This is a genomic window from Oerskovia gallyi, assembly GCF_014836745.1.
GTDB lineage: Bacteria > Actinomycetota > Actinomycetes > Actinomycetales > Cellulomonadaceae > Oerskovia > Oerskovia paurometabola.
In genome coordinates, this window is sequence record NZ_JACSQE010000012.1 from 114,732 (window position 1) to 141,483 (window position 26,752).

The window sequence follows — 26,752 nt, forward strand, 5'->3', positions numbered from 1 at the left end:
GCGTCGTCGGGCCCGGCGCCCTGCTCCCGTGGTCCGCACGCCGGACGTGACGGGACGCTGCCGGCCGCCGCCCGCCGAGCGGGGCGCAGGCTCCCCTCACGGCCGCCAGACCAGCGGTACGAGGAAGACCGCGACCACGAGGTACACGACCAGCACCGGCAGGCCGAGCCGCCAGTAGTCACCGAACCGGTATCCACCGGGCTCCATGACCATCATGTTGCCGGGCGTGGCGACCGGGGTCAGGAGAGCGGCAGCCGAGGCGACCGCGACGCACATCAGGAGCGGCACGGGCGAGATCCCGAGCTCGACGGCCACCGACCCGGCGACCGGGATCATGACGAGCGCCGTGGCCATGTTGCTGATGAGCTGCCCGAGCACCGCGCACAGCACGAAGATCCCCAGGAGCAGGAGCGTCACCCCTCCCCCGCCGACCACGTCGATCAGCCCGGTCGCGACGATCTCAGCGGCCCCGGTCGCCGTGATCGCGGTCGACAGGGGGATCATGCCGGCCACGAGGATCACGGTCGTGAGCGAGATGGACCGCTGCGCCTGACGCGTCGTCACCACGCGGAGCAGGATCATCGCGATCGCCGCACCCACGGCCGTGACCGCCGCGGGCAGCACGTCCGTGGCGAGCGCGGCCACCATGAGCACGAGCACCACGACGGCCGGGACGACGCGGCGCCCCAGGGGGGCGGCCTGGCGGCGGATCGCGTCCGGGGTGTCCACCACGAGGACGTCCGGGTCGTCGGCGTGCCGGTCGAGCGCCTCCCACGTCCCCTGGAGCAGCAGGGCGTCACCCGCGCGGAGCACTGTCTCGTGCTCGTGCGGGTCCGCCGAAGGACGGTTCTCCCCGTCGTCCGCAGGCTCGAGGACCTCACCGAGCCGCTTCACCGCCAGGACCACGAGCTCGCCCGAGTCCGTCAGCATGCCCGGGAACACCCGCGCGCCGATCAGTCCCGAGCGCGGTCGGACGATGACCTCGGCGACCCCGTGGTCCCGCGAGACGAGACCGCAGACGACCTCCTCGCCGTCGGGCCCGGGCGGTGCCGGGAGGCCGTGCGAGGCCGCGAACGCCTCGACGCCCACGCGGCTCCCCCGCACCACGACGTGGCCGCCCGCCACGACGGCCGGCGCCGGACGACCCGCCGGGTCCTGCACCGCGACCGCGTGCACCGCCCGGTCCCCCGTGTCGATCGCGTCGGCCGCGACCCCGACGAGCGTCGAACCGGTCGGGACGTCCAGCCGCGCGATGACCCCCGACGGCGCGTACTCGCGCAGCAGCTCCGCGGGGAGCCCCGTGAGGTCGCGCGACAACGAGCGTGCGCTGCGGTCGGGCAGCAGGCGCGGGCCCCACAGCACGCACACCACGATCGTGCCCGCCAGGAGCGGGAGCCCGACCAGCGCGAACTCGAAGAACCCCACGCCGGTCCCCGTCTCCGCGAGCGCCGTCGCGGAGACGATCACGTTGACCGGCGTGCCCGTCAGCAGGAGGAGCGATCCCGCGTGCGCCCCGAACGCGAGCGGCAGGAGGAGCTGTGAGGGCGACCGCCCGAGCCGGGTCGAGAGGACCACCACCATGGGGAACAGCGCCGCGACGGCACCGTTGGGCGTCACGAGGGCCGACAGGGCGGCCGAGAGCACCAGCATGAGCACCATGAGCCGGGCCGTCCCCGTGCCCGCCCGGTCGATGAGCTGCTGCCCCGCCCACGCCGTGATGCCGGCCGCGTCGAGCGCCTCGGCGACCACGAACAGCGCGGCGATGAGGACGACCGTCGGGGTGCCGAAGCCCGCGAGCGCCTCCTCGACCGTGAGGACCCCCGTGAGGTAGAGCGAGAGCGCGACGCCCAGCGCGACCACACCGACCGGCAGCCGGTTCCACACGAACAGGACCACCGCAGCCGCGAGGACCGTCAGCGTGATCGCGGCGTCGCTCATGCGGCCGACAGTAGCGGCCGCGACAGGCCGCAGCGCGACGGCGCGACGGGCGCGACGGGCGCGAGCGCCACCCCCGGCGTCCACCGGTCGGTGGACCCCAGGTCCACCCGACCGGTCGTCGCGGCGTGCACCCCCCGCCGACCAGGCTGGAGCCATGAGCAGAGACAGGACACCTCCCCGAGCAGGAACGGGCGCCCCGGCCATCGAGGTCCGCGGGCTCACCAAGCGGTACACGCAGCGCGGCGGCGTCGTGAAGCAGGCCGTCGACGGCCTGGACCTCACGGTCGAGCGCGGCGAGATCTTCGCGGTCCTGGGACCCAACGGTGCGGGCAAGACCACGACGGTCGAGATCCTCGAGGGCTTCCGCAAGCGCGACGGCGGGCAGGTCCAGGTCCTGGGCGAGGACCCCGCGCTCGCAGGGCGCGCATGGCGCAGCCGGATCGGCGTCGTCCTGCAGGACTCGCGCGACCAGGCCGAGCTCACGGTGCGCGAGCTCGTGCACCACTTCGCGACCTTCTACCCGGCCCCGCGGGACCCCGAGGAGGTGATCGCCGCCGTCGGGCTGCTGGAGAAGGCGTCCACGCGTGCCCGCCAGCTCTCGGGCGGCCAGCGGCGTCGCCTCGACGTCGCCCTCGGGATCGTGGGCGACCCCGAGCTGCTGTTCCTCGACGAGCCCACGACCGGGTTCGACCCGCAGGCGCGTCGCAGCTTCTGGGACCTCGTCCTGGGGCTGCGCGCCGACGGCACCACGATCCTCCTGACGACCCACTACCTCGACGAGGCCGCGCACCTGGCCGACCGCGCCGCCGTCGTGCGCGACGGGAAGGTCGTCGCCCTCGGGGCGCCGGCCGACCTGGGCGGGCCAGGTGCGCTGCGCCCCGTCGTGCGGTGGGTGTCCGACGGCGTCGCGCGCGCCGAGCGGACCGACCACCCGACCGCGCTGGTCACCTCGCTCGCGGCCACCCTGGCCGGACCCGACGGCGAGGTGCCCGGCCTGCGCGTGCTCCAGCCGAGCCTCGAGGACGTGTACCTCGAGCTCATCGGAGCCGCGCCCGTCGCCCCGTCCGGTTCCCCCTCCGGCTCGGCCCCGTCCGCCGCAGCGCCGCCCGGAGCCCCGCACGACGCCCCGACCTCTGCCGTCCTGTCCGCTCCCGTCGCCGAGGAGGCCTCCCGATGAGCACCCAGACGTCGCCCACCCGTGCGCTGCCCGCCGGGCGACCCCTGCCCGGCGTCCTCGGCACTGGCCTGCGGCGGACCTGGATCGAGATGCTCGCGTTCCTGCGCGAGCGCGACGCGGTCGTCTTCATCCTGGCCTACCCGCTCATCATGATGGCGATCTTCGCGACGGTGTTCGGGCAGGAGGAACAGGGCAGTGCCGCAGGATCCGTGCCGTACGCGCAGTACTTCCTGCCGGGCATGGTCGCCACGGGCGTCATGCTCACGAGCTTCCAGAACCTCGCGATCTCGATCGCGGTCGAGCGCGACGACGGCACGCTCAAGCGCCTGCGGGCGACGCCCCTGCCCGCGACCTCCTACTTCCTGGGGAAGATCGGGCAGGTCCTGCTCGTCACGACCGTCCAGACCGCCGCCCTGCTGCTGCTCGCCACCACGGCGTTCGACGTCCCGATGCCGACCACCGCCGCGGCCTGGACGACGTTCGCGTGGGTGTTCGTGCTGGGCACCGCGACCGGCTCGGTGCTGGGCGTCGCGTTCTCCTCGGTCCCCCGCTCCGGGAAGTCCGTGAGCGCCGTCGTGGCCCCGATCGTGCTGGTGCTGCAGTTCATCTCGGGCGTGTTCTTCGCGTTCTTCGCCCTCCCGTCCTGGATGCAGCAGATCGCCTCGGTGTTCCCCCTCAAGTGGCTCGCGCAGGGCATGCGCTCGGTGTTCCTGCCGCCCGAGGCCGCGGCCCTCGAGACGGGCGGGTCGTGGCAGCACGGCGCGACGGCTGCTGTACTGGTGGCGTGGCTCGTCGTGGGCCTCGTGGTGGGGGTCCGGACGTTCAGGTGGAGGCGGCGTGACGACGGCTGAGAGCCCGGTGGACCGGCCGGCGACGGAGCGCGCGGCGGGCGGTCGCCCCGTGCACCCCGCCGCGGGCCAGGGCCCGTCGACCGGCTCTGCGCTGGACAGCTTCGAGTCCTCGTGGGACCACGTGGTCGTGTGGTGGGACGTGGGCTTCTACGTCGTCGTGCTCCTGAGCGCGGTCGCGCTGCTCCTGGCCGGGATCGAGCCTGACCGGCTCGCCCTGGCCCTGGGCGCGATCGGCGTGATCCTGCTCGCGTACACGTTCCTCGGCAGGCCGGCGGCGCGGAACCGCGACCAGCGTCTGGCGGTCTCCTACCTGCTGATCCTGATCGTCGCGACCGACGTCGCCGTGATCCAGAACCAGCTCGGGACGTTCCTGCTGTTCGTCGCGTTCACCCAGATCTGGATGCTCTCGGAGCGCCGGTGGGTCAGCCTCGCGCTCTCGACCCTGCTCGCGGTCGGCACGACCCTCGCGCTGACGGCCGCGTCCGGGTTCTCCCGCGAGGCCCTCACGAGGGCCGCACCGCAGATGGGGGTCGCGCTCGCCTTCTCGATCCTGCTCGGGATCTGGGTCGGCCAGACGATGCTCCAGACCGCACGCCATGCCCAGCTCGTCGACGATCTCAACGCCGCGCAGGCAGAGCTCGGTGCGGTGCACCACGCGGCGGGGGTCGCGGCCGAGCGCGAGCGCATGGCCCGCGAGATCCACGACACCCTGGCACAGGGGTTCACGAGCGTCGTCATGCTCGCCCAGGCCGCGAGCGCCGACCTCGACCGCGACGACGTGGGTGCGGCCCGGGACCGGCTCGCACTCGTCGAGACGACGGCGCGCGACAACCTGGCCGATGCCCGGTCCCTCGTCACGGCGTTCTCCCCCGTGCCGTTGCAGGGCGCGACGCTCGTCGAGGCGATCGAGCGCCTGGCCGGCCGCTTCGAGGACGAGTCGGGGGTCGCGGTGACGCTGCGGCTGTCGGTCGTCCCGGGGCTGGGCAGCGCCGAGGACGTCGTCCTGCTGCGGTCCGCGCAGGAGGCCCTGGCCAACGTGCGCCGGCACGCGCAGGCGAGCTCCGTCGTCGTCTCCCTGGGCGAGGGGGCGGGGCCGGGCGGCCGGGAGGGGTCGGCACCCGACGGCGCCACGGTCGTCCTCGAGGTCACGGACGACGGTCGGGGGCTCGGACCGGGCGTCGTGGAAGGGTTCGGTCTGCGCGGCATGCGTGAACGCGTCGCCGAGGGTGAGGGCACGGTGCGCGTCCTGTCGCCCCCGGGTGGTGGGACGAGCGTCCGGGTCGAGCTGCCCGTGCCCGCCGACCACCCCGCCGGTGCCCCGCCCCATCCCGCCCCTCTCCCCCGGAGCCACCCGTGACCTCGACCGCCGACCGTCCGTCCTCGTCGCCCACCCGCCCCAGGACGACCGTCTCGGCGACCGGGACCGGTGCGCCCTCGTCGGCTCCCACGGTCCGCGTCCTCGTCGTCGACGACCATCCCGTGGTGCGCTCGGGGCTCGTCGGGATGCTCATGGCCGAGCCGGACCTCGTCGTCGTCGGCGAGGCGGGCGACGGCCGCGAGGGCGTGACCCTCGCGCACGAGCTGGGTCCCGACGTCGTGCTCATGGACCTGCGCATGCCCGTGCTCGACGGCGTGGGCGCGACGACCGAGATCCTCGCCTCCTCCGCGGCGGGGGCGAGGCGCCCGCGCGTCGTCGTGCTCACGACGTACGAGACCGACACCGACATCCTGCGGGCCGTCGAGGCCGGCGCGACGGGCTACCTGCTCAAGGACACGCCGCGCGAGACGCTCGTCGCAGGGATCCGTGCCGCAGCCCGCGGAGAGACCGTCCTGGCCCCCACGGTCGCGACGCGGCTCGTCACGACCGTGCGGGGAGCCGGCGAGCGCCTGACGGCGCGCGAGGCCCAGGTCCTGGCCCTCGTCGCGCGCGGGCTGAGCAACCCTGCGATCGGGCGCGAGCTCTTCATCTCGGAGGCCACGGTCAAGACGCACCTGCTGCGCGCCTTCGCGAAGCTCGGGGTCGACGACCGCACGCGCGCCGTGACGGTCGCGATCGAGCGGGGCATCCTGCCCGGGGCGTGACCTCGCCCGGTCCACAGGGGCCGTCGGGGCGACGGCGCGGCGAGCAGGACCGCCGAGCGGTGCGGGCAGGGTGCGAGACTGCCTCTGTGCGTGATCTGGCGAAGCTCCCCAAGGCCCACCTCCACCTGCACTTCACCGGCTCCATGCGGCCGGCGACGTTGCACGACCTCGCCACGCAGTACGGCGTACGGCTCCCGTCGGCCCTGCTCGACGGCGACCCGCTCCGTCTGCCCGCGACCGAGCGCGGCTGGTTCCGGTTCCAGCGGCTGTACGACGCGGCGCGCGCGTGCGTGCGCTCCGAGGCCGACATGCGCCGGATCGTGCGCGAGGCGGCCGAGGACGACGCCGCCGAGGGGTCGGGCCGCCTCGAGATCCAGGTCGACCCCACGTCCTACGCGCCCTTCGTGGGCGGCATCTCCCCCGCCGTGGAGATCGTGCTCGACGCGGCGCGAGAGGCCAGTGCGGCGACCGGGACCGAGGTCGGCGTGATCGTCGCGGCCTCCCGCATGCGGCACCCGCTCGACGCGCGGACCCTCGCGCGTCTCGCGGCCCAGTACGTGGGCGACGGCCCGGGCGAGGTCCTCGGCTTCGGACTGAGCAACGACGAGCGGCGCGGTGACACCGCGGCCTTCGCCCCGGCGTTCTCGATCGCCCGCCGGGCGGGCCTCGCGCTCGTCCCGCACGGGGGCGAGCTGCTCGGCCCCGACCACGTGACGGAGGTGCTCACCGACCTCGACCCCGACCGGATAGGGCACGGGGTGCGCTCGGTCGAGGACCCGCGAGTCCTCGAGCAGGTCGTCGAGCGCGGGGTGGCGCTCGAGGTCTGCCCCGCCTCGAACGTGTCCCTCGGGGTGTACGACGACGGCGCGCAGGTCCCGCTCGGGGCGCTCGTCGACGCGGGGGCCCAGGTCGCCCTCGGCGCCGACGACCCGCTGCTGTTCGGCTCCCGGCTCGTGGCGCAGTACGAGTCCGCACGGACCGAGCACGGGTTCTCCGACGCGGAGCTCGCGGACCTGGCCCGGTCCTCGATCCGGGCGAGCCGCGCAGGCACGGCGACGCGGGCACGGCTGCTCGCGGGCGTCGACGCCTGGCTCGCCGAGGAGCCCGCGGCGCCCGAGGGCGCTCCCGGCCCCGCGGGCGCTCCCGGCCCCGAAGGGGGGCGGGCGGTGCGATGACGGGAGGGACCGTCGGGCGGCCGGAGGCGGGTGACACACGCTCTCATCCCTCTCTCATGCGCACCCGAGATACTCGCGCCATGCGACGGACGACGGTGTGGGTGATCGCCCTCGTGCTGGTCGCACTCGGGGCCGGCGCCGGCGCGGTCGCGCTGGTCTCGGCAAGCCCACCCGACCGCGACCTGCGAGGCCTCGTCGTCCTGACACCAGCCCCGACCCCCCAGGAGACCACGTCACCGTCTCCGACCCTCACCCCGCCCCCCGACGAGACCACCGACGAGCCGGAGGACGACGGCGACGACGACGAGTCGGCGACCCCGAGCTCACCGCTGGTCCCCGTGCAACCCGCCCCTCCTCGCAGCGGCACGGACACGATCGGCAAGACCCCCGAGCAGACCTACGACGACGGCATGTACCACCCGGGCGAGCAGTACGACGACGGCATGTACCGGCCGTCCGACGAGTACGACGACGGCATGTGGACACCAGACACAGGGAACGGATGATGGCGCAGCACTCCCCGGGCAGCGGGCCCGCGCCTCGTCGCGCACCGTCCCGGCTCCAGACGGTCCGCGCGCGGATACTCGGTGCTGTCCTCGCCCTGGCCGCCCTCGGCCTGCTCATCGCGGGCGGCGTCGCGTACACGGCCCAGCGAGCGCACGTGGACGACCGCATGGACCAGTCCCTCATGCGCTCTCTGGAGGAGTTCGAGGCCCTCGCGCACGAGGGCGTGCACCCCTCGACCGGCGAGCGCTTCACGTCCTCGGACGACCTCGTGAACACCGCGATGCGCCAGACCGTCCCCGCCCCGCACGAAGGCATGGTCGGCTTCCGCGGCGGCCGGGCCCAGTGGATCGCCGCGACGCCCGTCCCCCTGCGGCTCGAGGACGACGAGGTCCTCATGGACGCGCTCGAACCTCTCTCGACCGGTCGGGACGTGGTGCTCCGGGAGATCACGACCCCGGTCTCGAGCTACCGGGTCCTCGTCGTGCCGGTGACCGACGGCGACGTCCCGTCGGCGCTCGTCCTGGCGTTCGACCGCAGCGCCGAGCACGCCGAGTTCGACCAGGTCTTCCGCACCTACGCGATCATCGCGGTCGTCACGCTGCTGCTGATCGCAGCAGTGGGCTGGCTCGTCGCGGGGCGCCTCCTGCGGCCCGTACGGCTCCTCGGCCAGACGGCCCGGCGCATCAGCGACACCCACACCTCCGAGCGCATCCCGGTCACGGGCAACGACGACATCTCGGACCTCACGCAGGCGTTCAACGAGATGCTGGACCGCCTCGCCGCGGCCTTCGACGCCGAGCACGAGCTCCTCGACGACGTCGGGCACGAGCTGCGCACCCCGCTCACGATCGTGCGGGGACACCTCGAGCTCATGGACCCCGACGACCCGGAGGACGCCGCGAGCACGCGCGACCTCGCGCTCGACGAGCTCGACCGGATGCACCGCCTCGTCGACGACCTCATGACCCTCGCCACGGCGGGCAGCCCTGGGTTCGTGCGGCTCGAGGAGACCGACCTCGGGCGGCTCACGGACGACATCCTCGACAAGGCGCGTCTCCTGGGCGACCGCCGGTGGGCCGTCGACGCGCGTACCGGGGCCACGGCCCACGTCGACGAGCAGCGTCTCACCCAGGCCTGGCTGCAGCTCGCGTCCAACGCCGTGAAGTTCTCCGCACCGGGTTCCACGATCACCCTGGGATCGGCGGTCCGCGACGGTCGCATCCGCCTCTGGGTGCGCGACGAGGGCATCGGCGTCTCGCCCGACCAGCTCGAACGCATCTTCGTCCGCTTCGCGCAGGCCGAGCGCGAGCCGGCGTTCCGGGACGGTGCGGGGCTGGGCCTCGCGATCGTCAGCGCGATCGCCGGGGGGCACGAGGGGCGGGTCGAGGTCTCCTCGACCCGTGGCTTCGGGTCGACCTTCACGCTCGACCTCCCGCTCGACCCCGGCCCCTCGGCGCCCGGCCCCGACGCTGCCGACCACGGCGGCCCGGGTGCAGCCTCCATCGTCCCGAGGACTCCCCTCGGCAGCACGGCCGAGACCCCCCTCACCATGGAGATCCCGGTCTCCTCTCGGGCACGTCAGGGTGAAAGGACATCGCTGTGAGCCAGATCCTCGTCGTCGAGGACGAGACCCGGATCTCGTCGTTCGTGACCAAGGGGTTGCGGGCCGCCGGATACGCGAGCGCCGCCGTGACCACGGGCCGGGAGGGGTACGACCTCGCCCAGACCGGGGACTACGACCTCATGATCCTCGACCTGGGGCTGCCCGACCAGGACGGGTTCACCGTGCTCCGCCGTCTGCGCGCCTCCCGCAGCACCATCCCGGTCATCATCCTCACGGCACGGTCGTCCGTGACGGACACCGTCGCGGGGCTCGAGGGCGGTGCCGACGACTACATGGTCAAGCCGTTCCGCTTCGAGGAGCTCCTGGCACGCATCCGGCTGCGGCTGCGGACCGAGCCCGCCGGAGAGGTCACGGTCCTCTCGCACGGGTCGCTCAGCCTGGACCTGCGCACCCGTCGGGCCCGCACCGAGGACCGCGAGGTCGACCTGTCGGCCCGTGAGTTCGCGCTGGCCGAGACGTTCCTGCGCAACCCCGGGCAGGTCCTGAGCCGCGAGCAGCTGCTGTCCCGGGTGTGGGGCTACGACTTCGACCCGGGCTCCAACGTGGTCGACGTCTACGTGCGGTACCTGCGCAACAAGCTCGGCGCCGAGCGCGTCGTGACGGTCCGCGGCATGGGCTACCGGCTGGCGGACCCTGCTGCCTGAGCGCGCTGACAAAGCCCCGTGCGGGACGCGCGGGACGACGAGAGGGCGGAGGCCCGTGTGCCTCCGCCCTCTCACGTACGGCCGGTGACGCGCCGACCGCTGAGCCCCGCCGGGGCGCCCTCCCCCTAGGGGGTGGGCGCCGACGGGGACGTCTGTGCCGAGACCGGGCTCTGCGAGCTCACAGGACTCGGAGCGGTGGTCGCGGTCTGGGCCGAGGTCGTCGATCCCGCGGTGACCGTGGACACGGTCGTCGTGGAGCTCGACGGGTCGAGGTCCGACGGGCTCGGGCTCGGGACGGCTCCCGGCGTCGTCGTGGCGTCGTTCGTCTCGACGACGGCGGGGGCCTCGACGTCCGCGCGCGCTTCCGCCGCCGCGATCGTGGCGCCGAGCCCGGCGCCGAGCACCCCGAGCGTGCCGGTGGCGATCCAGATCCTGCGAGCGTCCATGATTCCTTACCTCCTCAGACGATGGGCGGCCGGGCTGCCGCCCCGTCGTCACGAGACTCACAGGCCGACGTGAGAGGAGCAGGAGCCGCACGTGAGAGGACTCTCAGACGCGTCTGCGCTCCCGCGAGAAGCTCCTCGGCCACACCGAGCCAGGTCTCCGCGAGTGCTTCGCGGGGCGCCCCGGGCAGGAGGGACAGGACGACACCCGCGCTGCGCGCGCGGAGCCCGATCGGGTCGGTGGCGTCGCCGAACACTGCGAGGCAGCGGTCGACCAGGCCCTGGACGCCCGGGTAGACCTGGGGCGCGAGCGTCTCGAGGACCGCGAGGTGGCCCGTCATGCAGGCCAGGTCGTCGATGCGGTGACCGGGGCCCAGCGTGTCGACGTCGAGGACCGCGGCGACGCGACGACAGCCGGCACCGCCCACGAGCAGCACGTTCGCCTCGTAGAAGTCGCCGTGCGTCGCGACCACGGGACCGGGGTCGCGGTCGGCCACGATCCGGCGCACCGCGCGTTCGAGGGCCTCGATGCGTCCCGCATGGCCAGGAAGACGCCCGACGGCGGCGCGCGCGTAGTGCTCGGACCGCTCGGCCCATGAGGCGCGACGCTCGAGCAGGACGGCGTCCTGCGGGAGGGCGACGAGTGCACGCAGGAGCTCGTGCGGGTCGATCGTCAGCGGCTGCTCGTGCCTGGCCGTGGACGCGATCGCCGACGCGAGCGTCTCCTCCGGCCGCGCCGCGAGGACGAGGATTCCCTCGCCGAGCGACGCGAGGACGCGGGGAGCGGCGGGCGGGGCCGAGAGCGCGTAGCCCATGGGCGCGGCCTCGGCGACCAGGAAGAGGTCGTGCCGGATGCGGAGATCCGTCACCCGGTCCGGGCGGACGACCTTGAGGTAGACGTCGCCGTCGGTGGTCCGTGCGCGCAGCACCGCGCGGCGCAACGGCCGGTACGTCACGAGATCGAGCCCCAGGACGAGCGGGGCGTGCGGGTCGAGCGAGCGCCACCGGTCGGTGAGCGCCGCGGCGTCGCAGGCGGTCGCCAGGCCGGGCAGCAGGGGGTCCACGGGATGACGCCACACGTGGACGGTCTGCTCGCCGTCGACGAGGCGCAGGATCCCGCGCCGCTCGACGACGTCGGGCGGGAGGTCCGCAGTCGTCGCCACGAGATACTCGGGCCGTCCGGCCGGGGTGCGGGGGCCGTCCGTGCCACCGCGGCCGCCGCGCACCGTGACCTCGTACCCCACGCTCACCTCGGCCCCGGGGCGTGCGTGCACCTGGTGCACGCGCCACGAGCCCAGGCTCACGTGGTCGACGGCGAGCGCCGCCTCCAGGAGGTCACCCGCCCGGGGACCGGTGAGGAGCTGCGCAGCGGTGTCCATGGAAGCAAGGAGACAGCCCAGGGGTGATGGGCACATGAGGACGGCATGAGAGAGCTCTCACACACGCGTTGACACCGGAGCACCACGCTGACATTGTGCCAACATGGTGACACAATCCGGACACGGTTCCCTGCACGTCGAGATCGACCCCGCCTCGGGGGTCCCGCCCTACGAGCAGATCCGTGCGCAGGTCGTCGCGCACGTCGCTTCGGAGCGGCTCCTGGTCGGCGACCGGCTCCCGACCATCCGCGCGCTCGCCGCCGACCTCGGCGTCGCGGCCGGGACCGTCGCTCGCGCGTACCGCGAGCTCGAGGCGGCGGGGATCACCGCCACGAACCGGCGTGCGGGTACGGTCGTGTCCGACGGCGTGGCCCCCGCCGACGTCGTCGCCCGGCAGGCCGCCCACACCTTCGTCGCGACCGCGCACGAGGCAGGCCTGGACGACGACGCGATCCTCGACCTCGTGCGCGGCGAGCTCCTGCGTCGCCACGGCGACTGAGCGACGAAGGGCCCGGCGGGGTGGAGTCCGCCAGGCCCGGGGCGCCCGGGCCTGCGTCCGCGCGGCCCCCGACGCCACTCTTCACAACGATTGCGCAACCCCTGCCCACCCGATGTGCCACGTCTCGGCGCCACGTGGGACCGTGGTCACTCGGGGTCTGCGGAGGATCCCACGTCGAGGGGGAGCACGCATGACGGATCGACCGACCGGCACGAGATGGGCAGCGGTGACGGCCGCGGTGCTCACGATGCTGCTCGTGGGCGGGTGCGACGCGCTCGGACCTCGGGTCGACGGCGGGGCGGGACCGGCGTCGTCGTCCCCGCACACGACGCCACGCCCCTCTGTGACACCGAGCGAGTCACCTTCCCCGACGCCGACGCCGACGCCCCTCCCGACGCCCACCGTCGTCCCGACCCCTCCCCCGCCCGTCGAGCCTCCTCCTGTCGAGCCCCCGCCCGTCGAACCCCCGCCGGTCGAGCCCGACCCCGCGACCGTCGAGCTCGTCCGTGGCAGCACGGGCGAGCGGGTCACGGCGCTCCAGCAGCGGCTCGTCGACCTGGGCTACTGGGGTGCCGCCCCCGACGGCGTGTTCGGTTCGGGCACCCAGCAGGCCGTGTGGGCGCTGCAGAAGGCTGCGGGCATCAGCCGCGACGGCCGCGTGGGTCCCGCCACGCAGGCCGCGCTCGACCAGGGGGTGCGCCCCGCAGCGCAGAGCGGTTCAGGTCACGTGATCGAGATCGACATCGCCCGCCAGCTCGTCCTCGCGGTCGACGACGGGCAGGTCGTCAAGGTCTTCAACGCGTCCTCGGGCAACGGCGAACGGTACGAGGCCAAGGGCCGGACGTACGTCGCCAAGACCCCGCGCGGCACCTTCCAGGTGGGGCGGCAGGTCGACGCCAACTACGAGTCATCGCTCGAGCTCGGCAGCATGTGGCGACCCAAGTTCTTCACCGGCGGGATCGCGGTGCACGGCTCGGGCTCGGTGCCTCCGAGCCCCGCGTCCCACGGGTGCGTGCGGGTCACCAACGCCGCCATGAACTGGATCTGGGACTCCTGGGGCGCCCCTCCGGGCACGACCGTGCTGGTCTACTGAGGGTCCTGCCGGTCCACGAGATCGAGGACCGGCGTCGAGCCGGAGGCCTCCAGGCCCTCCCTCGACGTAGCCCGTCGCCTCCCGGTGAGCGCGGAGCGACCTCAGAGCGCGACGCCCACGAGCACGGGCTCCGGGACGAGCTCGATCCCGAACGCGTCGAGCACGCCGTCGCGCACGGCCCGCGCAAGCTCGACGACCTCCGCCGCGCTCGCACCGCCGCGGTTGGTGAGCGCGAGCGTGTGCTTGGTCGAGAGCGTCGCGGCGCTCGCCGGGCCGTGCACCCCGAACCCCTTGGTGAACCCGGCGTGCTCGATGAGCCAGGCCGCGGACGTCTTGACGAGCGTCGGGTCGATCTCGCCGAGGCTCGGCCCCGTCGTGCGGGCCGGGAGGGCCGAACGGACGGGGAAGCGCGGGGCGTCGGCCGGCAGGAGGTCCGCCTGGTCAGCGGCGACGACCGGGTTGGTGAAGAACGAGCCGGCGCTCCACCGGTCGTGGTCGGGGGCCGCGGGGTCGTCGAGCAGCATGCCCTTGCCACCCCGCAGCTCCAGGACCGCCGCGCGGACGTCCGCGCTGGGCGCGCGCTCGCCGACCTGCATGCCGAGCCGTCGCGCGAGCTCGGGGTAGCCGATCGGTGCGGACAGCGTCCCGAGGCGCATCTGGAGGTTGACCTCGAGCACGACGTAGCGCGGGGACGGGTACCAGATGTCGCCACCGTCGGGCGAGGCGTGCATGCTCCGCTTGAGAACCGACGTGCGGTATCCGAAGTCGAGGTCGACCAGCGCCAGGGTCCGGATCCGCGACTGCGCACGGTCCCACACGCGCACCGAGGCAACGACCCCGGCGACCTCCTGGCCGTACGCGCCGATGTTCTGGACGGGCGCAGCCCCGACGGTGCCGGGGATGCCGGACAGCGCCTCGACCCCGACCCACTCCTGGGCCACGGCCCGCTCCACGAGCTGGTCCCAGTCCTGGCCGGCCGTCACGGTCAGGCTCCCGCCGCCGCACGTGTCCTCGGCGTCGATGCGGATCTCGGCGCGCACGTCGCGCACCACGACCCCGCCGAAGCCCTCGTCGCTCACGAGCAGGTTGGACCCGCCACCGATCACGAGGAGCGGCTCGCCCGCGTCGTCGGCCGCCCGGACAGCGTCCACGAGCTCGGCCTCGGTCGTGGCCTCGACGTACGCGTCGGCGGGGCCCCCGACGCGCAGCGTCGTGAGCTCGGCGAGCGTCGGCTGCTCGAGCACCTCTCGGGGTCCGGGAGCAGTGGCCTCGGTGACGGACTCGACGGCGGACGCGCGGCGCGGGGAGGTGGCGGTCATGGGTCCAGCGTAGGCGCAGACCGCCGCTCCCCCTGCGTGCTCCAAGAGTGGTGGGTGCTCAGGGGAAACGCGTCTGTGCCAACGCCCGGTACTCGGAGCTGCCCGCGATACCCACACGCACCGCCCCCTCACCGTGCGACAACAACACCTGCGCCCACGCCGTCAACCCCGTCGGATCCGGACCACGCTGCAAGAACGTCGAGTAGTAACCACCCGCACGCATCCGCGCAGCCTCCATCGAGAACCACAGCTCGTCCACCATCCGCGAACGACCCCTGACCTCCATGACCTTCACCCACGCATCGATCTCCGACGGCGCAGCCCCCCGACCCAACATCGTCTGATACAACACCTGCACATAACCCTGCGGCGTCCCACCAGCCCGCGCGAAGAACTCCGACGAGTCGTAGAACCGACGCTTCACATCATCAACCGTCGCCCGCCCCGCATGAATCTCCCGCGCCCAGTCCTGCGCACCCACCGGATCCGGACCACGACCCAACGCCTCCATGTACGCGTTCGACACACGCAACGCCACATACTCCTGACTACGCGTCAACGACGCCACCAGCTCAGGCTGCCCCGCACCCGACACCAACGCCGCAGACCAACCCTCCAACCCCGTCGGATCCGGACCACGACCCAACAGATCCGTGTACAACGCCTTCACCACCGACTGCGCAGCGGCCTCCCCGCCCTGGGTCAGCGTCGGGGTGAACCAGTCGCTCTTGAGCCCGAGCAGGGTACGGACCTGGTTGCCCGTGAAGGTGCGCGTCGTCCCGCCCCCGGTCACTGCCACCTGGAGGACGCGCCCGCCCTCTGCACCGAGCCCGTTGCGCTGGGTCACGTCGAACCTGGTGATGGGGCCCGTCCCCATGGCCTTGGCGACGTCCGAGAGCGTGAACGAGACGGACCACGTGCTGTTCGGGTTCGACGCGGTCGCGTCACCGACGTCCTGGACCGCGGGGAAGGTCCCGCCAGCCGTCCACCCGCCGGTCGACGAGCTGAACTCGGTCCGGACGATCTGCACCGGGACCGTGCCCGGACGGTACCGGACCTGGCCCGCGGTCGCTGCGATCGCCCGGTCGGCGTTGGGGCCGTCGAGGCTGGTGCGGGCTCCACCGTTGGGCTGGTAGGCCGCTCCGAGATACACCTGGCAGGTCGTCGTGTCGCACGTCTGCGCGCCGGAAGGACGAGCGCTCTGCTGCGAGAGCGCGTACGAACGTGCCGCCACGGCCTGGGCCTTCAGGGACTCCAACCCGTTCGGACGAGCCCCCCAACCGTCGGGCGACTCACGCGGCACCACTCCGCGCAGGTAGTCCTCGGTCGCCACGTTGTTGACCACCATGAGCCCGGCGGTCCGTTGGTTGCGGCGAACGCTGAGCGTGCCGCGGTACGACCGTTCGCCACCCGACTCGCAGGTGCGGACATATCGCGAGACGTCGCTCGGCGAGCTCGTGGAGATCTCGACCGTCGCAGACGACCCGGCGGCGCTCCAGGGGCCGGAGCACGACGGCCCGACGTAGACGTCGAACGCGCCGTTCGACTTCGGCAGCACACGGACGGCACTGCCCGCCGACCCGGTCTCGGCCTGGGGGAAGCCGTTGACGACGAGGCCACGCCCCATCGCCGTGAGCGAAGAGGTGTGCGCGAGGAGCTCCACCGAGATGGTGGCCGGTGCGCCGCCCGTCGTGGCGGTGCCGCCGTAGTAGTGGTCCAGGATCTGCTGGTAGCCCCACCCGTGGTCGACGGCGTAGCCGAGCGAGCCGTACTGGCCCATCCCCCGACCGTGACCGTAGCCGTGACCGACGAACGACACCGTCCCCTCCCCGAAGTCGGAGGTCGCGACGGTCGCTGCCGCGGGGGCCGGCGGGGTCAGTCCGACCCCGGTGAGTGCCAAGGCCAGCGCAGCTGCGAGCGCGACGGCGAAGGGCCGAGATGACGTGCGGGTCATGAACTGCTCCAAGAGTGGTGGGTGCTCAGGGGAAACGCGTCTGTGCCAACGCCCGGTACTCGGAGCTGCCCGCGATACCCACACGCACCGCCCCCTCACCGTGCGACAACAACACCTGCGCCCACGCCGTCAACCCCGTCGGATCCGGACCACGCTGCAAGAACGTCGAGTAGTAACCACCCGCACGCATCCGCGCAGCCTCCATCGAGAACCACAGCTCGTCCACCATCCGCGAACGACCCCTGACCTCCATGACCTTCACCCACGCATCGATCTCCGACGGCGCAGCCCCCCGACCCAACATCGTCTGATACAACACCTGCACATAACCCTGCGGCGTCCCACCAGCCCGCGCGAAGAACTCCGACGAGTCGTAGAACCGACGCTTCACATCATCAACCGTCGCCCGCCCCGCATGAATCTCCCGCGCCCAGTCCTGCGCACCCACCGGATCCGGACCACGACCCAACGCCTCCATGTACGCGTTCGACACACGCAACGCCACATACTCCTGACTACGCGTCAACGACGCCACCAGCTCAGGCTGCCCCGCACCCGACACCAACGCCGCAGACCAACCCTCCAACCCCGTCGGATCCGGACCACGACCCAACAGATCCGTGTACAACGCCTTCACCACCGACTGCGCAGCGGCATACGCCTGCGGGTCCGAGTGGGCGAGCGCGATCGCGCGGATGTTGTCCAGCTGCGCGTATCCGTAGTCGCCGGGGCAGGCCGTGTACGCCGTGTCCCGGTGACCGAAGATCCGTGGCAGGGAGACGTTGGACCCGGCAGGGTACTTCGAGTTCTCCCCGCCGAGGGTCCGGTAGGTGAACCACCCCTGCGGGTTGATGTTGTACGCACCGAGCCGGGCACCGGCGATCCGACCGACCGCGTCGATCATGGCGGGGGTCGTGGCCATCCCGCCGGCGGGGCCGTGGAAGTTGCCGAGCATCGAGATCCCGACCGTGCCGGTGTTGAAACCGCCGGCGTGCACGCCGATCACGGCGGAGGTGAGGCTTCCCCCGCGGCCCTCGTAGATGTTCCCCCACTTGTCGACGATGAAGTTGTACCCCAGGTCGCACCAGCCTCGCGTCGCCTGGTGGTACTTCTGGTCGTTGCGAATCTGCTGCATCGCCTGCGCGACCGTCGAGTACCCGTTCGGTCCAGCCGTGTGGTGCACGACCGCACCGACCAGGGCCGCGGCGGTGTCAGGCGTGCAGATCGGCGCCGCAGCCCCCCACTGCGCACGCGTGATGACGGTGGGGACGGCGGCCGCCCGGACCGAGCCCTCGACGGCTCCGGTGAGGGCCGCGTCGGAGAACTGTGCGGCGGAGAACTGCGCCGTGGAGAACTGTGCGACGCCGCTCGGAGTCGTGCTGCTGCCGCTCGGAACGGTGCTGCTGCTCTGGACGGTCGCCGATGCGCTCTCGTCGGCCGGGGAGTCGACGAGAGCGAGCGTCACGTCAGGGACCCCTTCCGCCTCGGTCGAGAACGCCAGCTGGACGGCGTCGGCCTCACCGACCCACAGCGGTGCCGTCCCGCCACGCAGCTCGCGTTCGGCCTCGGCCGTCCCCTGGTCGGGAGCGTCGTCGGAGATCTCGAGGTCCACCCAGGCGGTCCACTCCCCGTCGACCGACCGGGTCCGAGCCTGCGCCGCGATCCCCTCAGGGGCGGCACCGTCTGGCCACGTGACCCCGAGGGTCTGGAAGCCGTCGGACTCCAGGACCGGACTCTCGATCCTGTCGTCCGCGACCTGGGCCTCCACGGTGACCTGGCCTCCGTCCGCGGGGACGGACTCCACGCCCTCGGCGGGCCCCTCCTGTGCTCGGGACCCGGCGTCGGCCTCGGCGTCGGGAGCGGCAGCTCCCCCTGCCTGCGCCGCGACCACGTCGAGCGGGACCTCGGTCACCGACGGCTCCGACGAGGTGATCCCGTCGGTGACCTGGTTCTCGGCGCCGAGCGTCGACGACAGCTGCGCGACGGTACTCGCAGACGCTGTGCCGCCCCCGACGAGGAGCGCCAGCACGGCGATCCCCGAGACTCCTGCTCGTGAGTACTTCATCGTCAGCTACCCTCACACTCGACCATCGGGCAGGTCCCCGGCGGCAACTCGGTCCGCGCTGCGGAAGGCCCGCACGCGGTACGCCACCCGTCGAGTCCGATCAGTGGATCAAGTGCTCGTCCACGCGCCCCACGATGTGCTCGGCGATCTCAAAAGCGCAGGTCGCAGCAGGGGACGGGGCGTTCAGGACGTGTACCTGGCGCGCGTCGGACTGGATCAGGAAGTCGTCCACGAGACTACCGTCGCGACGCATCGCCTGCGCGCGGACACCCGCAGGCGCGCGGGTGAGATCCTTGGCCTCGATGCCCGGGACGAGCCGGGACAGGCTGGCCGCAAATCGCCGCCTCGACCAGGACCGGAGCACCTCCTGGGCACCGGGGACGACGTTGCGTGCACCCAGGTGCCACAGCCCCGGCCACGTCAGAGAGTCGACCACGTCGCCCACGACGACGTCGCGCCACCGGTACCCCTCACGGGCGAGGGCGAGGACCGCGTTCGGGCCGACGTGCACGCCGCCCGAGACCGACCGCGTGAGGTGCACACCGAGGAACGGGAAGCGCGGGTCGGGCACCGGGTAGATGAGCCCGCGGACGAGGTGCTCGCGCTCGGGGGTCAGCTCGAAGTACTCGCCCCGGAAGGGGACGATCCGCACCTCCGGGTCGACGCCCGAGGCGGCGGCCACCCGGTCGCTCTGGAGGCCGGCGCACGTGACCAGGGCGTCGGCCTCGAGCACCTGGCGATCGGTCGTCACGCGCACCCCGTGCGGCGTGGTCTCTGCGGAGACGAAGCTCTCCCCGAGCCGCACCTCTCCGCCTGCGGCACCGGCGACGTCGGCCGCCAGCTCCCGGCACACGCCGAGGTAGTCGATGATCCCGGTCGACTCGACACGCAGCGCGGCCACGCACCGGACGTACGGCTCGTGCTCGCGGGCCTGCTCGGGAGTCAGCATCGTGACCGGTACACCGTTCGCGCGCGCCCGCTCCTCGATCCGCCGAAGGCTGGGGAGCTCGCTCTCGTCGACCGCGACGACGAGCTTGCCGCAGATGTCGAAGGGGACCCCTCGCTCCCGGGCGAACTCGGTCATCGAGCGTGCACCCGCAGCGCACATCCGGGCCTTCGCACTACCAGGCGTGTAATAGAGGCCTGAGTGGATCACTCCGGAGTTACGTCCCGTCTGGTGGCTGGCGAGAGCGTCCTCCTTGTCGAGGACGACGACGTCGTCCCCCCGTGCGGCGAGCTGCCGAGCGACCGCCAGTCCGACGATCCCTGCACCCACCACGACCACGCGTGCCATCTGAACCTCCTTGTCGGGGCGACGGCGGATCAGGTGAGTCCGTCGTCGCCGATGTACCGCCCCACGCGGCGCCGCGCGATCACCGCAAGACCGGCCGCACCGCCCGCCATCGCGAGGTCGGCAAGTGTGAAGATGACCCGCGACACGGCCGCGGCGGCCACGGCGGGGCCGGTCCCCACCATCGGGGCCAGTGCCGTGACGATCACGAGCTCGCGGATGCCCGCGCCCGACGGCAGCACGAAGGCGAACAGGCCGGAGACCATCGCGATGCCCATGGCGCCGATGCACAGGGCGAGCGGGCGCAGGCCCGCACCGTCGGGGGTTCCCGCGAGGAGCCACAGGTGCACGCCGTAGCACGTGTAGGAGCCGAGCGCCCAGGCCAACGAGTGGAGGACCGTCCGCAGCCGGACCGGGTGCGGCGGGCGAGGTCGTCGCAGCACCCGGAAGCCGAACGTCGCGAGCGCGGTGAGGATCTTGGGGTGGAGACAGGCGAGGCCGACGGGCAGCAGCAGGTACAGCCAGCGCATCCAGCCCAGGGAAGGATCCTCCTGCATGAGCTCCGGGAGGGCGAGGGCGCCCGCGACGAGCGCGGCCACGACGGCCACCGCGAGCGAGAAGACCGTGGCGGCGAAGACACGTGCGCGCGCGAGCCCGGCCCGACGCCCGAGCTCGAGCTGGAGCACGTACGCCCAGACCGACCCGGGCAGGTACTTCCCGAGCTGCCCGACGAGGAAGATCTGTGAGCCGCGACGGGCCCCGATCGGCTTTCCCAGGTCGTCGACCAGGACCTGCCAGCTCAGGGTCCCGCACGCGATCCCCACCGCCACGAGCAGGGTCGCCGGGACGAGGCTCGTCCACGACATCGCCTGGACCGTGACGGACACGTCGTCCCAGTAGCGCCAGAGCGTGAACCCGGCCGCCGCGATGACCACGACCAGCAGGACCACGCGGGCGACGGCCAGGAGCACACCGCGCGACGACTTCGTGGTCGGGGGTGCGGCCACGTCGCTGCCGGTGTCCTCGTTGAGCGGATCCGTCTGCTGGTCGGTCATCGGGCTGCCGAGCCGGAGCGCACGGGACGCGGCGCGACGAGGAGGTTCCACGCGTCGAGCTCGGCCAACACGGGCACGAGCTCGTCGGTGACGGTCACGGCCGTCAGGTCGTCCGACGCCTCGTAAGCGCGTCGCAGGGCGTCGACGACCTCGTCCGAGTATCCGCACAGGCGCAGGAGGTGCGCGTTGACCCCTTCGAGCCGGGCCGGGGAACCGTAGACGAGCGCGAACGGCGGGACGTCACGTGCGAGCGCCGTGCCCATCCCGACCATCGCGCCGGGGCCGACGACCCGTCGCTGGTGAACGCTCGCGTTGAGCCCGATGTTGGCACGAGCACCGATCGTCACGTGCCCTCCGACGCTGACCCCCGCCGACAGCACGGCCGACTCGCCGACCTCGACGTCGTGGGCGACGTAGCTGCGGTTCATCAGCCACACCCCGTCCCCGACCACGGTCGGTCGCCAGGTCCCCTGGTGCACCACGGCGTTCTCGCGGACCACCACGTCCGCGCCGACGACGACTCCCGCGTGGTCGAGGTCACCGACCCACGCCGAGTTCATCCGGGCCGACTTGGTCTCGGGCGGGCCGCCCAGGGTCGCTCCCGCACCGATCCACGTACGGTCGCCGACCGTCATGGGCCCCGTCAGCACCGCGTACGGACCGACGACGACGTCCTGCCCGAGCTCGACCCCTGGACCGACCCACGCCGTCCGATGGATCTTCTCTGCTACCACGCACTTCCCCTACGTCCCGAGTGTTGACCATCCGCGTACCACCACAGAAGGGGGCACGATGGGCGCGCCGACGGTCGCTAGGATGATGCTGCGTCGGTGGATGTTCCGCACCGATGCTACCCGTAGTCCGAGTGCCTTCGTTCGCGTGCTCCGGCGCCGTCCAGGAGGTCTTCCCGCTTCGCGGGAACGAGAGGTGAGGACGTGCCCACGTGATCCCGATTTCCGTCGTCGAGCTCGGCCCCGAGGTCGAAGAGAAGGTCCTGGGGGTGATCCGGTCCGGGATCATCGCCCAAGGACCGGTGGTCGCCGAGCTCGAGTCACGGTTCGCCGAGCTGGTGGGCGTCGAGCACGCTGTGGCCGTGAACAACGGGACGACCGCCCTCGTCGCTGCTCTCCAGGTGCTGGACCTCGAGCCCGGCGACGAGGTCGTCACGAGCCCGTTCACGTTCGTCGCCACCCTCAACGCGATCCTCGAGGCCGGCGCGACGGCACGGTTCGGCGACATCAGCGCGACCGACTTCAACCTGACCGCAGCGTCTGCGGAGGCCCAGGTCACGGACCGGACGAAGGTTCTCCTCCCGGTGCACCTGTACGGCCAGACCGCAGACATGACGGCGTTCACCGACCTGGCGGGCCGCCAGGGCCTCGCTCTCGTCGAGGACTCGGCGCAGTCGCACGGCGCCACGTTCGAGGGCGCCGGGGCCGGGTCGTTCGGGATCGGCTGCTTCTCCCTCTACGCCACGAAGAACCTCACGAGCGGTGAGGGCGGCATGATCACGACGAACGACGCGGCGATCGCCGACCGCCTGCGCGTGCTGCGCAACCAGGGCATGCGCCAGCGCTACCAGTACGAGGTCGCCGGCCACAACTACCGGCTCACGGACCTCCAGGCAGCCGTCGCGCTGCCCCAGTTCGACCGCTACGCCGAGCAGCTGACCCGCCGGCGCGCCAACGCCGCCCGGCTCGTCGAGCTCCTCGACGGCGTCGAGGGCCTCGTCCTGCCCCAGCAGCTTCCTGGCCGGGAGCACGTCTGGCACCAGTTCACCGTCCTCCTGCCCAGCGAGGTGGCGCACGAGCGCGACCGCATCATGGAGGCGCTCCGCGCGGAGGGCGTCACGAGCGGCGTCTACTACCCCCGCCCGGTCTACGACTACGACTGCTACCGCTCGCACCCTGGGGTCGTGATCTCCGAGACCCCGGTCGCCGACGACGTCTCCAGCCGCTGTCTGTCGCTGCCCGTCCACGGGCGCCTGAGCGAGGACGACGTCGAGACCGTCGCCTCCGCGGTACGCAAGGTCCTCTCGTGAGCGCCCTCCGGATCGCGCTCGTCGGCGCGGGATCGATGGGCAGGAACCACGCCCGGGTGATCGCCGAGTCGTCCCGCACCGAGCTCGCGGTCGTCGTCGACCCCGCCGAGTCCGTCGGACGTCCGGTGGCCGACCAGCTCGGCTCCCGCTGGGCGGCCGACCTCGACGGGATCGGCGACGTCGACGCCGTGGTCGTCGCCGCAGCCACCGAGCACCACTACCGGCTCGCGCTGGACGTGATCGGCGCTGGCCTGCCGCTCCTGATCGAGAAGCCCGTGTGCCCGTCTCTCGCCCAGACGTACGAGGTGCTCGACGCCGCGGAGGCCGCAGGCACCCCGCTCATGTGCGGCTTCCTCGAGCGCTACAACCCCGCGGTCCTGGTCGCGCGTCAGATGGTGGAGGAGCCCCGCTTCGTCCGGGCAGAGCGCCACTCGCCCTACGCGCCGCGGATCCGCACCGGTGTGGGCTGGGACCTGCTCGTCCACGACGTCGACCTGATCTCCCAGATCTTCGGCGGCAGCGACCCCCTCGGGCTCTCGGTCGAGGTCGGGCACTTCCACCCGTCGTCGGTGCCGGGTGCCGAGGACGTCGTGGAGACCAGCCTGCGTTTCGACGGTGGCGGCATCGCCTCGGCCTCGGCCAGCAGGATCGGGCAGCGCAAGATCCGCACCCTGATGATCCAGGAGCTCGACCGGATGATCGAGGTGGACCTGCTGCGCCGCGGCGTGACGTCCTACCGGCACACCACGATCGAGTCCGACGAGTCAGGGCGTGGGTTCCGGCAGGCGACCGAGATGGAGGTGCCGGAGATCGTCGGGCGGGAGCCGCTGGCCACCCAGCTCGACCGGTTCGTCGACCTCGTCGACGGGCGGGTGGACGCCGACGTCGAGCGGCGTTCGATCGTCCCGGCTCACCGGATCGTCCAGCAGGCGCTCGACGCCGGCCTCAGCGCACTCACGGTCTGACGGCCCGACGGCCGCTCCGTCTTCGCCCCGTCAGTCGACGGGGGCGAAGACGGGGCGGCCGTCGTCGTCGGGCAGCTCGACCCGGGCCACCGGCCGTGCCGGGACACCGGCCACGACCGTTCGCGGGGGGACGTCGGCGGTGACGACCGCCCCCGCACCCACGACGGCCTCGTCCCCGATCGACACGCCCATCATCACGATGGCCCCCGCACCGATGAAGACCCGGTCACCGATGCTGACCGGCTCGCGCTCGACCTCGTTCCACCGTCGTCCCGAGACGCAACGACGCGCGCTCGAATGGGTGTAGATCTGAGCGCCCGCACTGATGTCGCACCCCGCGCCGATGGTCAGCCCACCCGAGCCGTCGATGACGGTGAAGGCGCCGATCCACGTTCCCTCGCCGATCACCGGCTCGCCGACGATCCACGCCTGCTCGTGGTAGGGGTTGGGCGGCAGCGCGCCCGGGGTGCGCGGAGGCATCAGCCGCCGTTTCGGATGAGGTCCGTCATGCCGTCGCGCACGGCGATCGTCGGCTCGAACCCGAGGATCTCCTTCGCCCGGGTCGTGTCCGCCGCACGGCGGCTGACCAGCACGTCGCGCGGGTTGAAGACGGGCTCGACGTCGGCGCCCACGGCGTCGATCAAGATCCTGGCGAGGTCCGCGATCGAGGTGTCGATCCCGGTGCCGACGTTGATCGGCACGTTCGACTGCTCGGCCTCGAGCGCCATGACGACCGAGCGCGCGATGTCGTGGACGTGGATGAAGTCCATCGACTGCTCACCCTTGCCGTCGATCACGGGGGGCTCGCCGTTGCGCAGGCGGTTGACGAAGTGGTTGATCACGGACGTGTAGTACGCCGTCGTCTTCTGCCCCGGTCCGTAGACGTTGAAGAACCGCAGCGCGATCCACGACAGGTTCGCGCGGCGCTGGTAGAAGCCGAGCAGGTCTTCACCGGCACGCTTGGAGATGCAGTACGGCGTGAGCGGCGAGAGCGTGTCGTCCTCGTGCATGGGCAGCTTCTCGGGGTCGCCGTAGACGGACGCGCTGGACGCGAACACCAGGCGCTCGACGCCGTGGTCCGCGGCGGCCGCGAAGACGTTGTGCTCGCCGATCATGTTGATGTCCATGGACTCGTACGGGTCCGACTGGCTCTTGTTGATCGAGACTGCCGCGAAGTGGATGACGTGCGAGCAGCCCTTCATGGCCTGGTGGACGGCCCCGCCGTAGCGCACGTCCTGGTCGATGAGCTCGACGGCACCGCTCTGCGCGAGACGCGCGACCGCGTCACGGTCGCCGCGGAACATGTTGTCGAAGATCCTGACCTTGTACCCGCGCTCGAGCAGCATGGGGACGACGTGCAGGCCGATGAAGCCGGCGCCGCCGGTGAAGAAGACGGTCTTTTCCGCCACGTGATCGCTCCTGGGGTTCGGTTCTGCCGCCGCGATCAGCGGCGGGCGTCGGGTGAGGTCACGACGTCGCGCACCGTGGAGGCGACGACCTCGATCTGGGCCTCGGTGAGGTTGGCGTGCATCGGGATGGCCAGGTGCCGAGCGAAGAGGTCGGCCGACACGGGGCAGGAAGCGGTGCTCGCATAGACAGGCTGGAGGTGCGAGGCGTACGTCCCGAAGTTGCACTGGACGCCTCGAGCGCGCAGCTCGGTCGCCACGACCCCGCGGTCGACCGAGGGGTCGAGCGTCAGCACGTACGACTGCCACGGGTGCTCACGGTCGTCCAGCGCGACGGGCAGCGTGAGGAGGTCGAGGTCACCCAGAAGGTGCTCGTACACGGAGGCGGCACGGCGACGGGACGCGAGCAGCTCCGGCAGCCTCCTGAGCTGGACCTGCATGATCGCCGCAGAGATGTCGGAGAGGCGGTAGTTGTACCCGGCCTCGTCGAACGAGGGAACGGGGAGATCGCGCGAGCCCTCGCGCGAGATCGCCGGTTCGATCCCGTAGGTGTGGAGCTTGCGGGCGTGGTCTGCCAGGTCGGCGCGGTCCGTCACCAGCGCGCCGCCCTCGCCGGCGGTGATGCCCTTGCGTCCGTGGAAGCTGAACGTCGCGACATCGGCCAGGCTCCCCGCCGGGCGGCCCTTGTAGGTGGCGCCGGCCGAGCAGGCTGCGTCCTCCATGAGCCACAGCCCATGCCGGTCGGCGATCGCCCTGAGCTCGTCGTAGTCCGCAGGCTGCCCGAACACGTCGACCGCGAGGATCCCGACGGTGCGCGGCGTGATGGCGGCCTCGACGGCGGCGGGATCGACGCTCCAGATGTCGGGCCGGACGTCCGCGAACACCGGTGTCGCCCCGCTCCAGACCACGGAGTGGCCGGTCGCCGGGAAGGTGTAGTCGCCGACGATCACCTCGTCGCCAGCCCCTGCGCCGAGGACCTCGAGACCGAGGTGCAGCGCGGAGCCGCAGTTGGAGGTCGCGAGCGCGTGGGCCGTACCCACCGTCCGGGCGAACTGCTCCTCGAAGGCCTTGCACGCGGGGCCGGCACCGGACAGCCACCCCGACTCGAAGACTGCTGCAATCGCCTCGAGCTCCTCGGAACCCACGGTCGGCTGGCCCAATGCCACGCTCGTCACATCGTCCTCCCATCAGACCGCGTCAGACTATCAGTGCGCCCGACTCGTCCGTCTCGCACGGGTCGGGCG

General features: G+C 72.4%; 24 protein-coding genes. 12 read left to right on the forward strand and 12 right to left on the reverse strand.

Features of this window, described 5'->3' with window-relative positions:
- Positions 1-96: 96 nt before the first annotated feature.
- Complete coding sequence (locus H9640_RS15050; RefSeq protein WP_191791560.1) at positions 97-1,938, reverse strand: SLC13 family permease; 1,842 nt, start codon at positions 1,936-1,938, stop codon at positions 97-99.
- 154 nt (positions 1,939-2,092) lie between these two features.
- Here H9640_RS15050 and H9640_RS15055 point away from each other — a divergent pair, with 154 nt between their 5' ends.
- The 8 genes from H9640_RS15055 to H9640_RS15090 all read left to right on the forward strand — a co-directional run bounded on the left by H9640_RS15055 (position 2,093) and on the right by H9640_RS15090 (position 9,998).
- Complete coding sequence (locus H9640_RS15055; protein WP_191791562.1) at positions 2,093-3,115, forward strand: ABC transporter ATP-binding protein; 1,023 nt, start codon at positions 2,093-2,095, stop codon at positions 3,113-3,115.
- Complete coding sequence (locus H9640_RS15060) at positions 3,112-3,966, forward strand: ABC transporter permease (RefSeq protein WP_191791564.1); 855 nt, start codon at positions 3,112-3,114, stop codon at positions 3,964-3,966. The genes H9640_RS15055 and H9640_RS15060 overlap by 4 nt, the downstream gene beginning before the upstream one ends.
- Complete coding sequence (locus H9640_RS15065; RefSeq protein ID WP_318243794.1) at positions 3,953-5,323, forward strand: sensor histidine kinase; 1,371 nt, start codon at positions 3,953-3,955, stop codon at positions 5,321-5,323. Before H9640_RS15060 ends, H9640_RS15065 begins: the two co-directional genes overlap by 14 nt.
- Positions 5,320-6,048 (forward strand): response regulator, encoded by a 729-nt coding sequence (locus tag H9640_RS15070; protein WP_191791566.1) that lies wholly within the window; start codon positions 5,320-5,322, stop codon positions 6,046-6,048. Before H9640_RS15065 ends, H9640_RS15070 begins: the two co-directional genes overlap by 4 nt.
- A gap of 86 nt (positions 6,049-6,134) precedes the next feature.
- Entirely contained in the window at positions 6,135-7,223 is a 1,089-nt protein-coding gene (locus H9640_RS15075; RefSeq protein ID WP_191791568.1) for an adenosine deaminase, read from the forward strand.
- An 80-nt stretch (positions 7,224-7,303) separates the two neighbouring features.
- Complete coding sequence (locus H9640_RS15080) at positions 7,304-7,729, forward strand: hypothetical protein (RefSeq protein WP_191791570.1); 426 nt, start codon at positions 7,304-7,306, stop codon at positions 7,727-7,729.
- Positions 7,729-9,333 carry a sensor histidine kinase gene (locus H9640_RS15085; protein ID WP_191791572.1) on the forward strand — a complete coding sequence of 535 codons (1,605 nt, stop codon included), beginning with the start codon at positions 7,729-7,731 and terminating at the stop codon, positions 9,331-9,333. The genes H9640_RS15080 and H9640_RS15085 overlap by 1 nt, the downstream gene beginning before the upstream one ends.
- Complete coding sequence (locus H9640_RS15090) at positions 9,330-9,998, forward strand: response regulator transcription factor (RefSeq protein WP_191791574.1); 669 nt, start codon at positions 9,330-9,332, stop codon at positions 9,996-9,998. The genes H9640_RS15085 and H9640_RS15090 overlap by 4 nt, the downstream gene beginning before the upstream one ends.
- A gap of 125 nt (positions 9,999-10,123) precedes the next feature.
- Here the strand turns inward: H9640_RS15090 and H9640_RS15095 are convergent, their stop codons facing one another.
- Both H9640_RS15095 and H9640_RS15100 read right to left on the reverse strand, forming a co-directional pair.
- Positions 10,124-10,444 (reverse strand): hypothetical protein, encoded by a 321-nt coding sequence (locus tag H9640_RS15095; protein WP_191791576.1) that lies wholly within the window; start codon positions 10,442-10,444, stop codon positions 10,124-10,126.
- Between the two features lie 14 nt (positions 10,445-10,458).
- On the reverse strand, positions 10,459-11,820 hold the full coding sequence (locus H9640_RS15100; RefSeq protein ID WP_191791578.1) for a phosphotransferase family protein: 1,362 nt from the start codon (positions 11,818-11,820) through the stop codon (positions 10,459-10,461).
- A 103-nt stretch (positions 11,821-11,923) separates the two neighbouring features.
- Here H9640_RS15100 and H9640_RS15105 point away from each other — a divergent pair, with 103 nt between their 5' ends.
- Together H9640_RS15105 and H9640_RS15110 are read left to right on the forward strand one after the other, a co-directional pair.
- The gene (locus H9640_RS15105) at positions 11,924-12,319 is read left to right on the forward strand and encodes a GntR family transcriptional regulator (protein WP_191791580.1); all 396 of its coding nucleotides are present in this window, start codon (positions 11,924-11,926) and stop codon (positions 12,317-12,319) included.
- Between the two features lie 190 nt (positions 12,320-12,509).
- Positions 12,510-13,412 (forward strand): L,D-transpeptidase family protein, encoded by a 903-nt coding sequence (locus H9640_RS15110; protein WP_225227277.1) that lies wholly within the window; start codon positions 12,510-12,512, stop codon positions 13,410-13,412.
- Between the two features lie 101 nt (positions 13,413-13,513).
- On the opposite strand, the gene H9640_RS15115 is transcribed toward H9640_RS15110, so the two are convergent.
- The 6 genes from H9640_RS15115 to H9640_RS15140 form a co-directional block, all read right to left on the reverse strand.
- Positions 13,514-14,731, reverse strand: a complete 1,218-nt coding sequence (locus tag H9640_RS15115; RefSeq protein ID WP_191791584.1) for a UDP-N-acetylmuramate dehydrogenase — start codon at positions 14,729-14,731, stop codon at positions 13,514-13,516.
- A gap of 58 nt (positions 14,732-14,789) precedes the next feature.
- Complete coding sequence (locus H9640_RS15120; RefSeq protein ID WP_191791586.1) at positions 14,790-16,685, reverse strand: DUF4214 domain-containing protein; 1,896 nt, start codon at positions 16,683-16,685, stop codon at positions 14,790-14,792.
- A 25-nt stretch (positions 16,686-16,710) separates the two neighbouring features.
- The gene (locus H9640_RS15125) at positions 16,711-18,750 is read right to left on the reverse strand and encodes a DUF4214 domain-containing protein (RefSeq protein WP_191791588.1); all 2,040 of its coding nucleotides are present in this window, start codon (positions 18,748-18,750) and stop codon (positions 16,711-16,713) included.
- Positions 18,751-18,850: 100 nt separating this feature from the next.
- A complete protein-coding gene (lhgO, locus tag H9640_RS15130) occupies positions 18,851-20,044 on the reverse strand; it encodes an L-2-hydroxyglutarate oxidase (protein ID WP_191791589.1) in 1,194 nt (397 codons plus the stop codon).
- 29 nt (positions 20,045-20,073) lie between these two features.
- Positions 20,074-21,096 carry a lysylphosphatidylglycerol synthase domain-containing protein gene (locus H9640_RS15135; RefSeq protein ID WP_191791591.1) on the reverse strand — a complete coding sequence of 341 codons (1,023 nt, stop codon included), beginning with the start codon at positions 21,094-21,096 and terminating at the stop codon, positions 20,074-20,076.
- Positions 21,093-21,830, reverse strand: a complete 738-nt coding sequence (locus H9640_RS15140; RefSeq protein ID WP_318243795.1) for a DapH/DapD/GlmU-related protein — start codon at positions 21,828-21,830, stop codon at positions 21,093-21,095. Before H9640_RS15140 ends, H9640_RS15135 begins: the two co-directional genes overlap by 4 nt.
- A gap of 209 nt (positions 21,831-22,039) precedes the next feature.
- On the opposite strand from H9640_RS15140, the gene H9640_RS15145 reads away from it, so the two are divergent.
- Positions 22,040-23,137 (forward strand): DegT/DnrJ/EryC1/StrS family aminotransferase, encoded by a 1,098-nt coding sequence (locus H9640_RS15145; protein WP_191791593.1) that lies wholly within the window; start codon positions 22,040-22,042, stop codon positions 23,135-23,137.
- A complete protein-coding gene (locus H9640_RS15150) occupies positions 23,134-24,102 on the forward strand; it encodes a Gfo/Idh/MocA family protein (RefSeq protein WP_191791595.1) in 969 nt (322 codons plus the stop codon). The genes H9640_RS15145 and H9640_RS15150 overlap by 4 nt, the downstream gene beginning before the upstream one ends.
- 30 nt (positions 24,103-24,132) lie before the next feature.
- On the opposite strand, the gene H9640_RS19740 is transcribed toward H9640_RS15150, so the two are convergent.
- Genes H9640_RS19740 through H9640_RS15165 form a run of 3 tightly spaced genes read right to left on the reverse strand, consistent with a single transcriptional unit; the run spans position 24,133 to position 26,674 of the window.
- Entirely contained in the window at positions 24,133-24,582 is a 450-nt protein-coding gene (locus H9640_RS19740) for an acyltransferase (protein WP_191791597.1), read from the reverse strand.
- Positions 24,582-25,511 (reverse strand): NAD-dependent epimerase/dehydratase family protein, encoded by a 930-nt coding sequence (locus H9640_RS15160; protein ID WP_191791599.1) that lies wholly within the window; start codon positions 25,509-25,511, stop codon positions 24,582-24,584. The genes H9640_RS19740 and H9640_RS15160 overlap by 1 nt, the downstream gene beginning before the upstream one ends.
- Positions 25,512-25,546: 35 nt before the next feature.
- A complete protein-coding gene (locus H9640_RS15165; protein ID WP_318243796.1) occupies positions 25,547-26,674 on the reverse strand; it encodes a DegT/DnrJ/EryC1/StrS family aminotransferase in 1,128 nt (375 codons plus the stop codon).
- Between the last annotated feature and the right edge of the window lie 78 nt (positions 26,675-26,752).

Excerpts from the sequence above, each read along its gene's own strand:
- H9640_RS15050 (WP_191791560.1), bottom strand. The coding sequence starts at position 1,938 with ATGAGCGACGCCGCGATCACGCTGACGGTCCTCGCGGCTGCGGTGGTC.
- H9640_RS15055 (WP_191791562.1), top strand. The coding sequence starts at position 2,093 with ATGAGCAGAGACAGGACACCTCCCCGAGCAGGAACGGGCGCCCCGGCC.
- H9640_RS15060 (WP_191791564.1), top strand. The coding sequence starts at position 3,112 with ATGAGCACCCAGACGTCGCCCACCCGTGCGCTGCCCGCCGGGCGACCC.
- H9640_RS15080 (WP_191791570.1), top strand. The coding sequence starts at position 7,304 with ATGCGACGGACGACGGTGTGGGTGATCGCCCTCGTGCTGGTCGCACTC.
- H9640_RS15085 (WP_191791572.1), top strand. The coding sequence starts at position 7,729 with ATGGCGCAGCACTCCCCGGGCAGCGGGCCCGCGCCTCGTCGCGCACCG.
- H9640_RS15095 (WP_191791576.1), bottom strand. The coding sequence starts at position 10,444 with ATGGACGCTCGCAGGATCTGGATCGCCACCGGCACGCTCGGGGTGCTC.
- H9640_RS15100 (WP_191791578.1), bottom strand. The coding sequence starts at position 11,820 with ATGGACACCGCTGCGCAGCTCCTCACCGGTCCCCGGGCGGGTGACCTC.
- H9640_RS15105 (WP_191791580.1), top strand. The coding sequence starts at position 11,924 with ATGGTGACACAATCCGGACACGGTTCCCTGCACGTCGAGATCGACCCC.
- H9640_RS15110 (WP_225227277.1), top strand. The coding sequence starts at position 12,510 with ATGACGGATCGACCGACCGGCACGAGATGGGCAGCGGTGACGGCCGCG.
- H9640_RS15115 (WP_191791584.1), bottom strand. The coding sequence starts at position 14,731 with ATGACCGCCACCTCCCCGCGCCGCGCGTCCGCCGTCGAGTCCGTCACC.
- H9640_RS15120 (WP_191791586.1), bottom strand. The coding sequence starts at position 16,685 with ATGACCCGCACGTCATCTCGGCCCTTCGCCGTCGCGCTCGCAGCTGCG.
- H9640_RS15125 (WP_191791588.1), bottom strand. The coding sequence starts at position 18,750 with ATGAAGTACTCACGAGCAGGAGTCTCGGGGATCGCCGTGCTGGCGCTC.
- lhgO (WP_191791589.1), bottom strand. The coding sequence starts at position 20,044 with ATGGCACGCGTGGTCGTGGTGGGTGCAGGGATCGTCGGACTGGCGGTC.
- H9640_RS15135 (WP_191791591.1), bottom strand. The coding sequence starts at position 21,096 with ATGACCGACCAGCAGACGGATCCGCTCAACGAGGACACCGGCAGCGAC.
- H9640_RS19740 (WP_191791597.1), bottom strand. The coding sequence starts at position 24,582 with ATGCCTCCGCGCACCCCGGGCGCGCTGCCGCCCAACCCCTACCACGAG.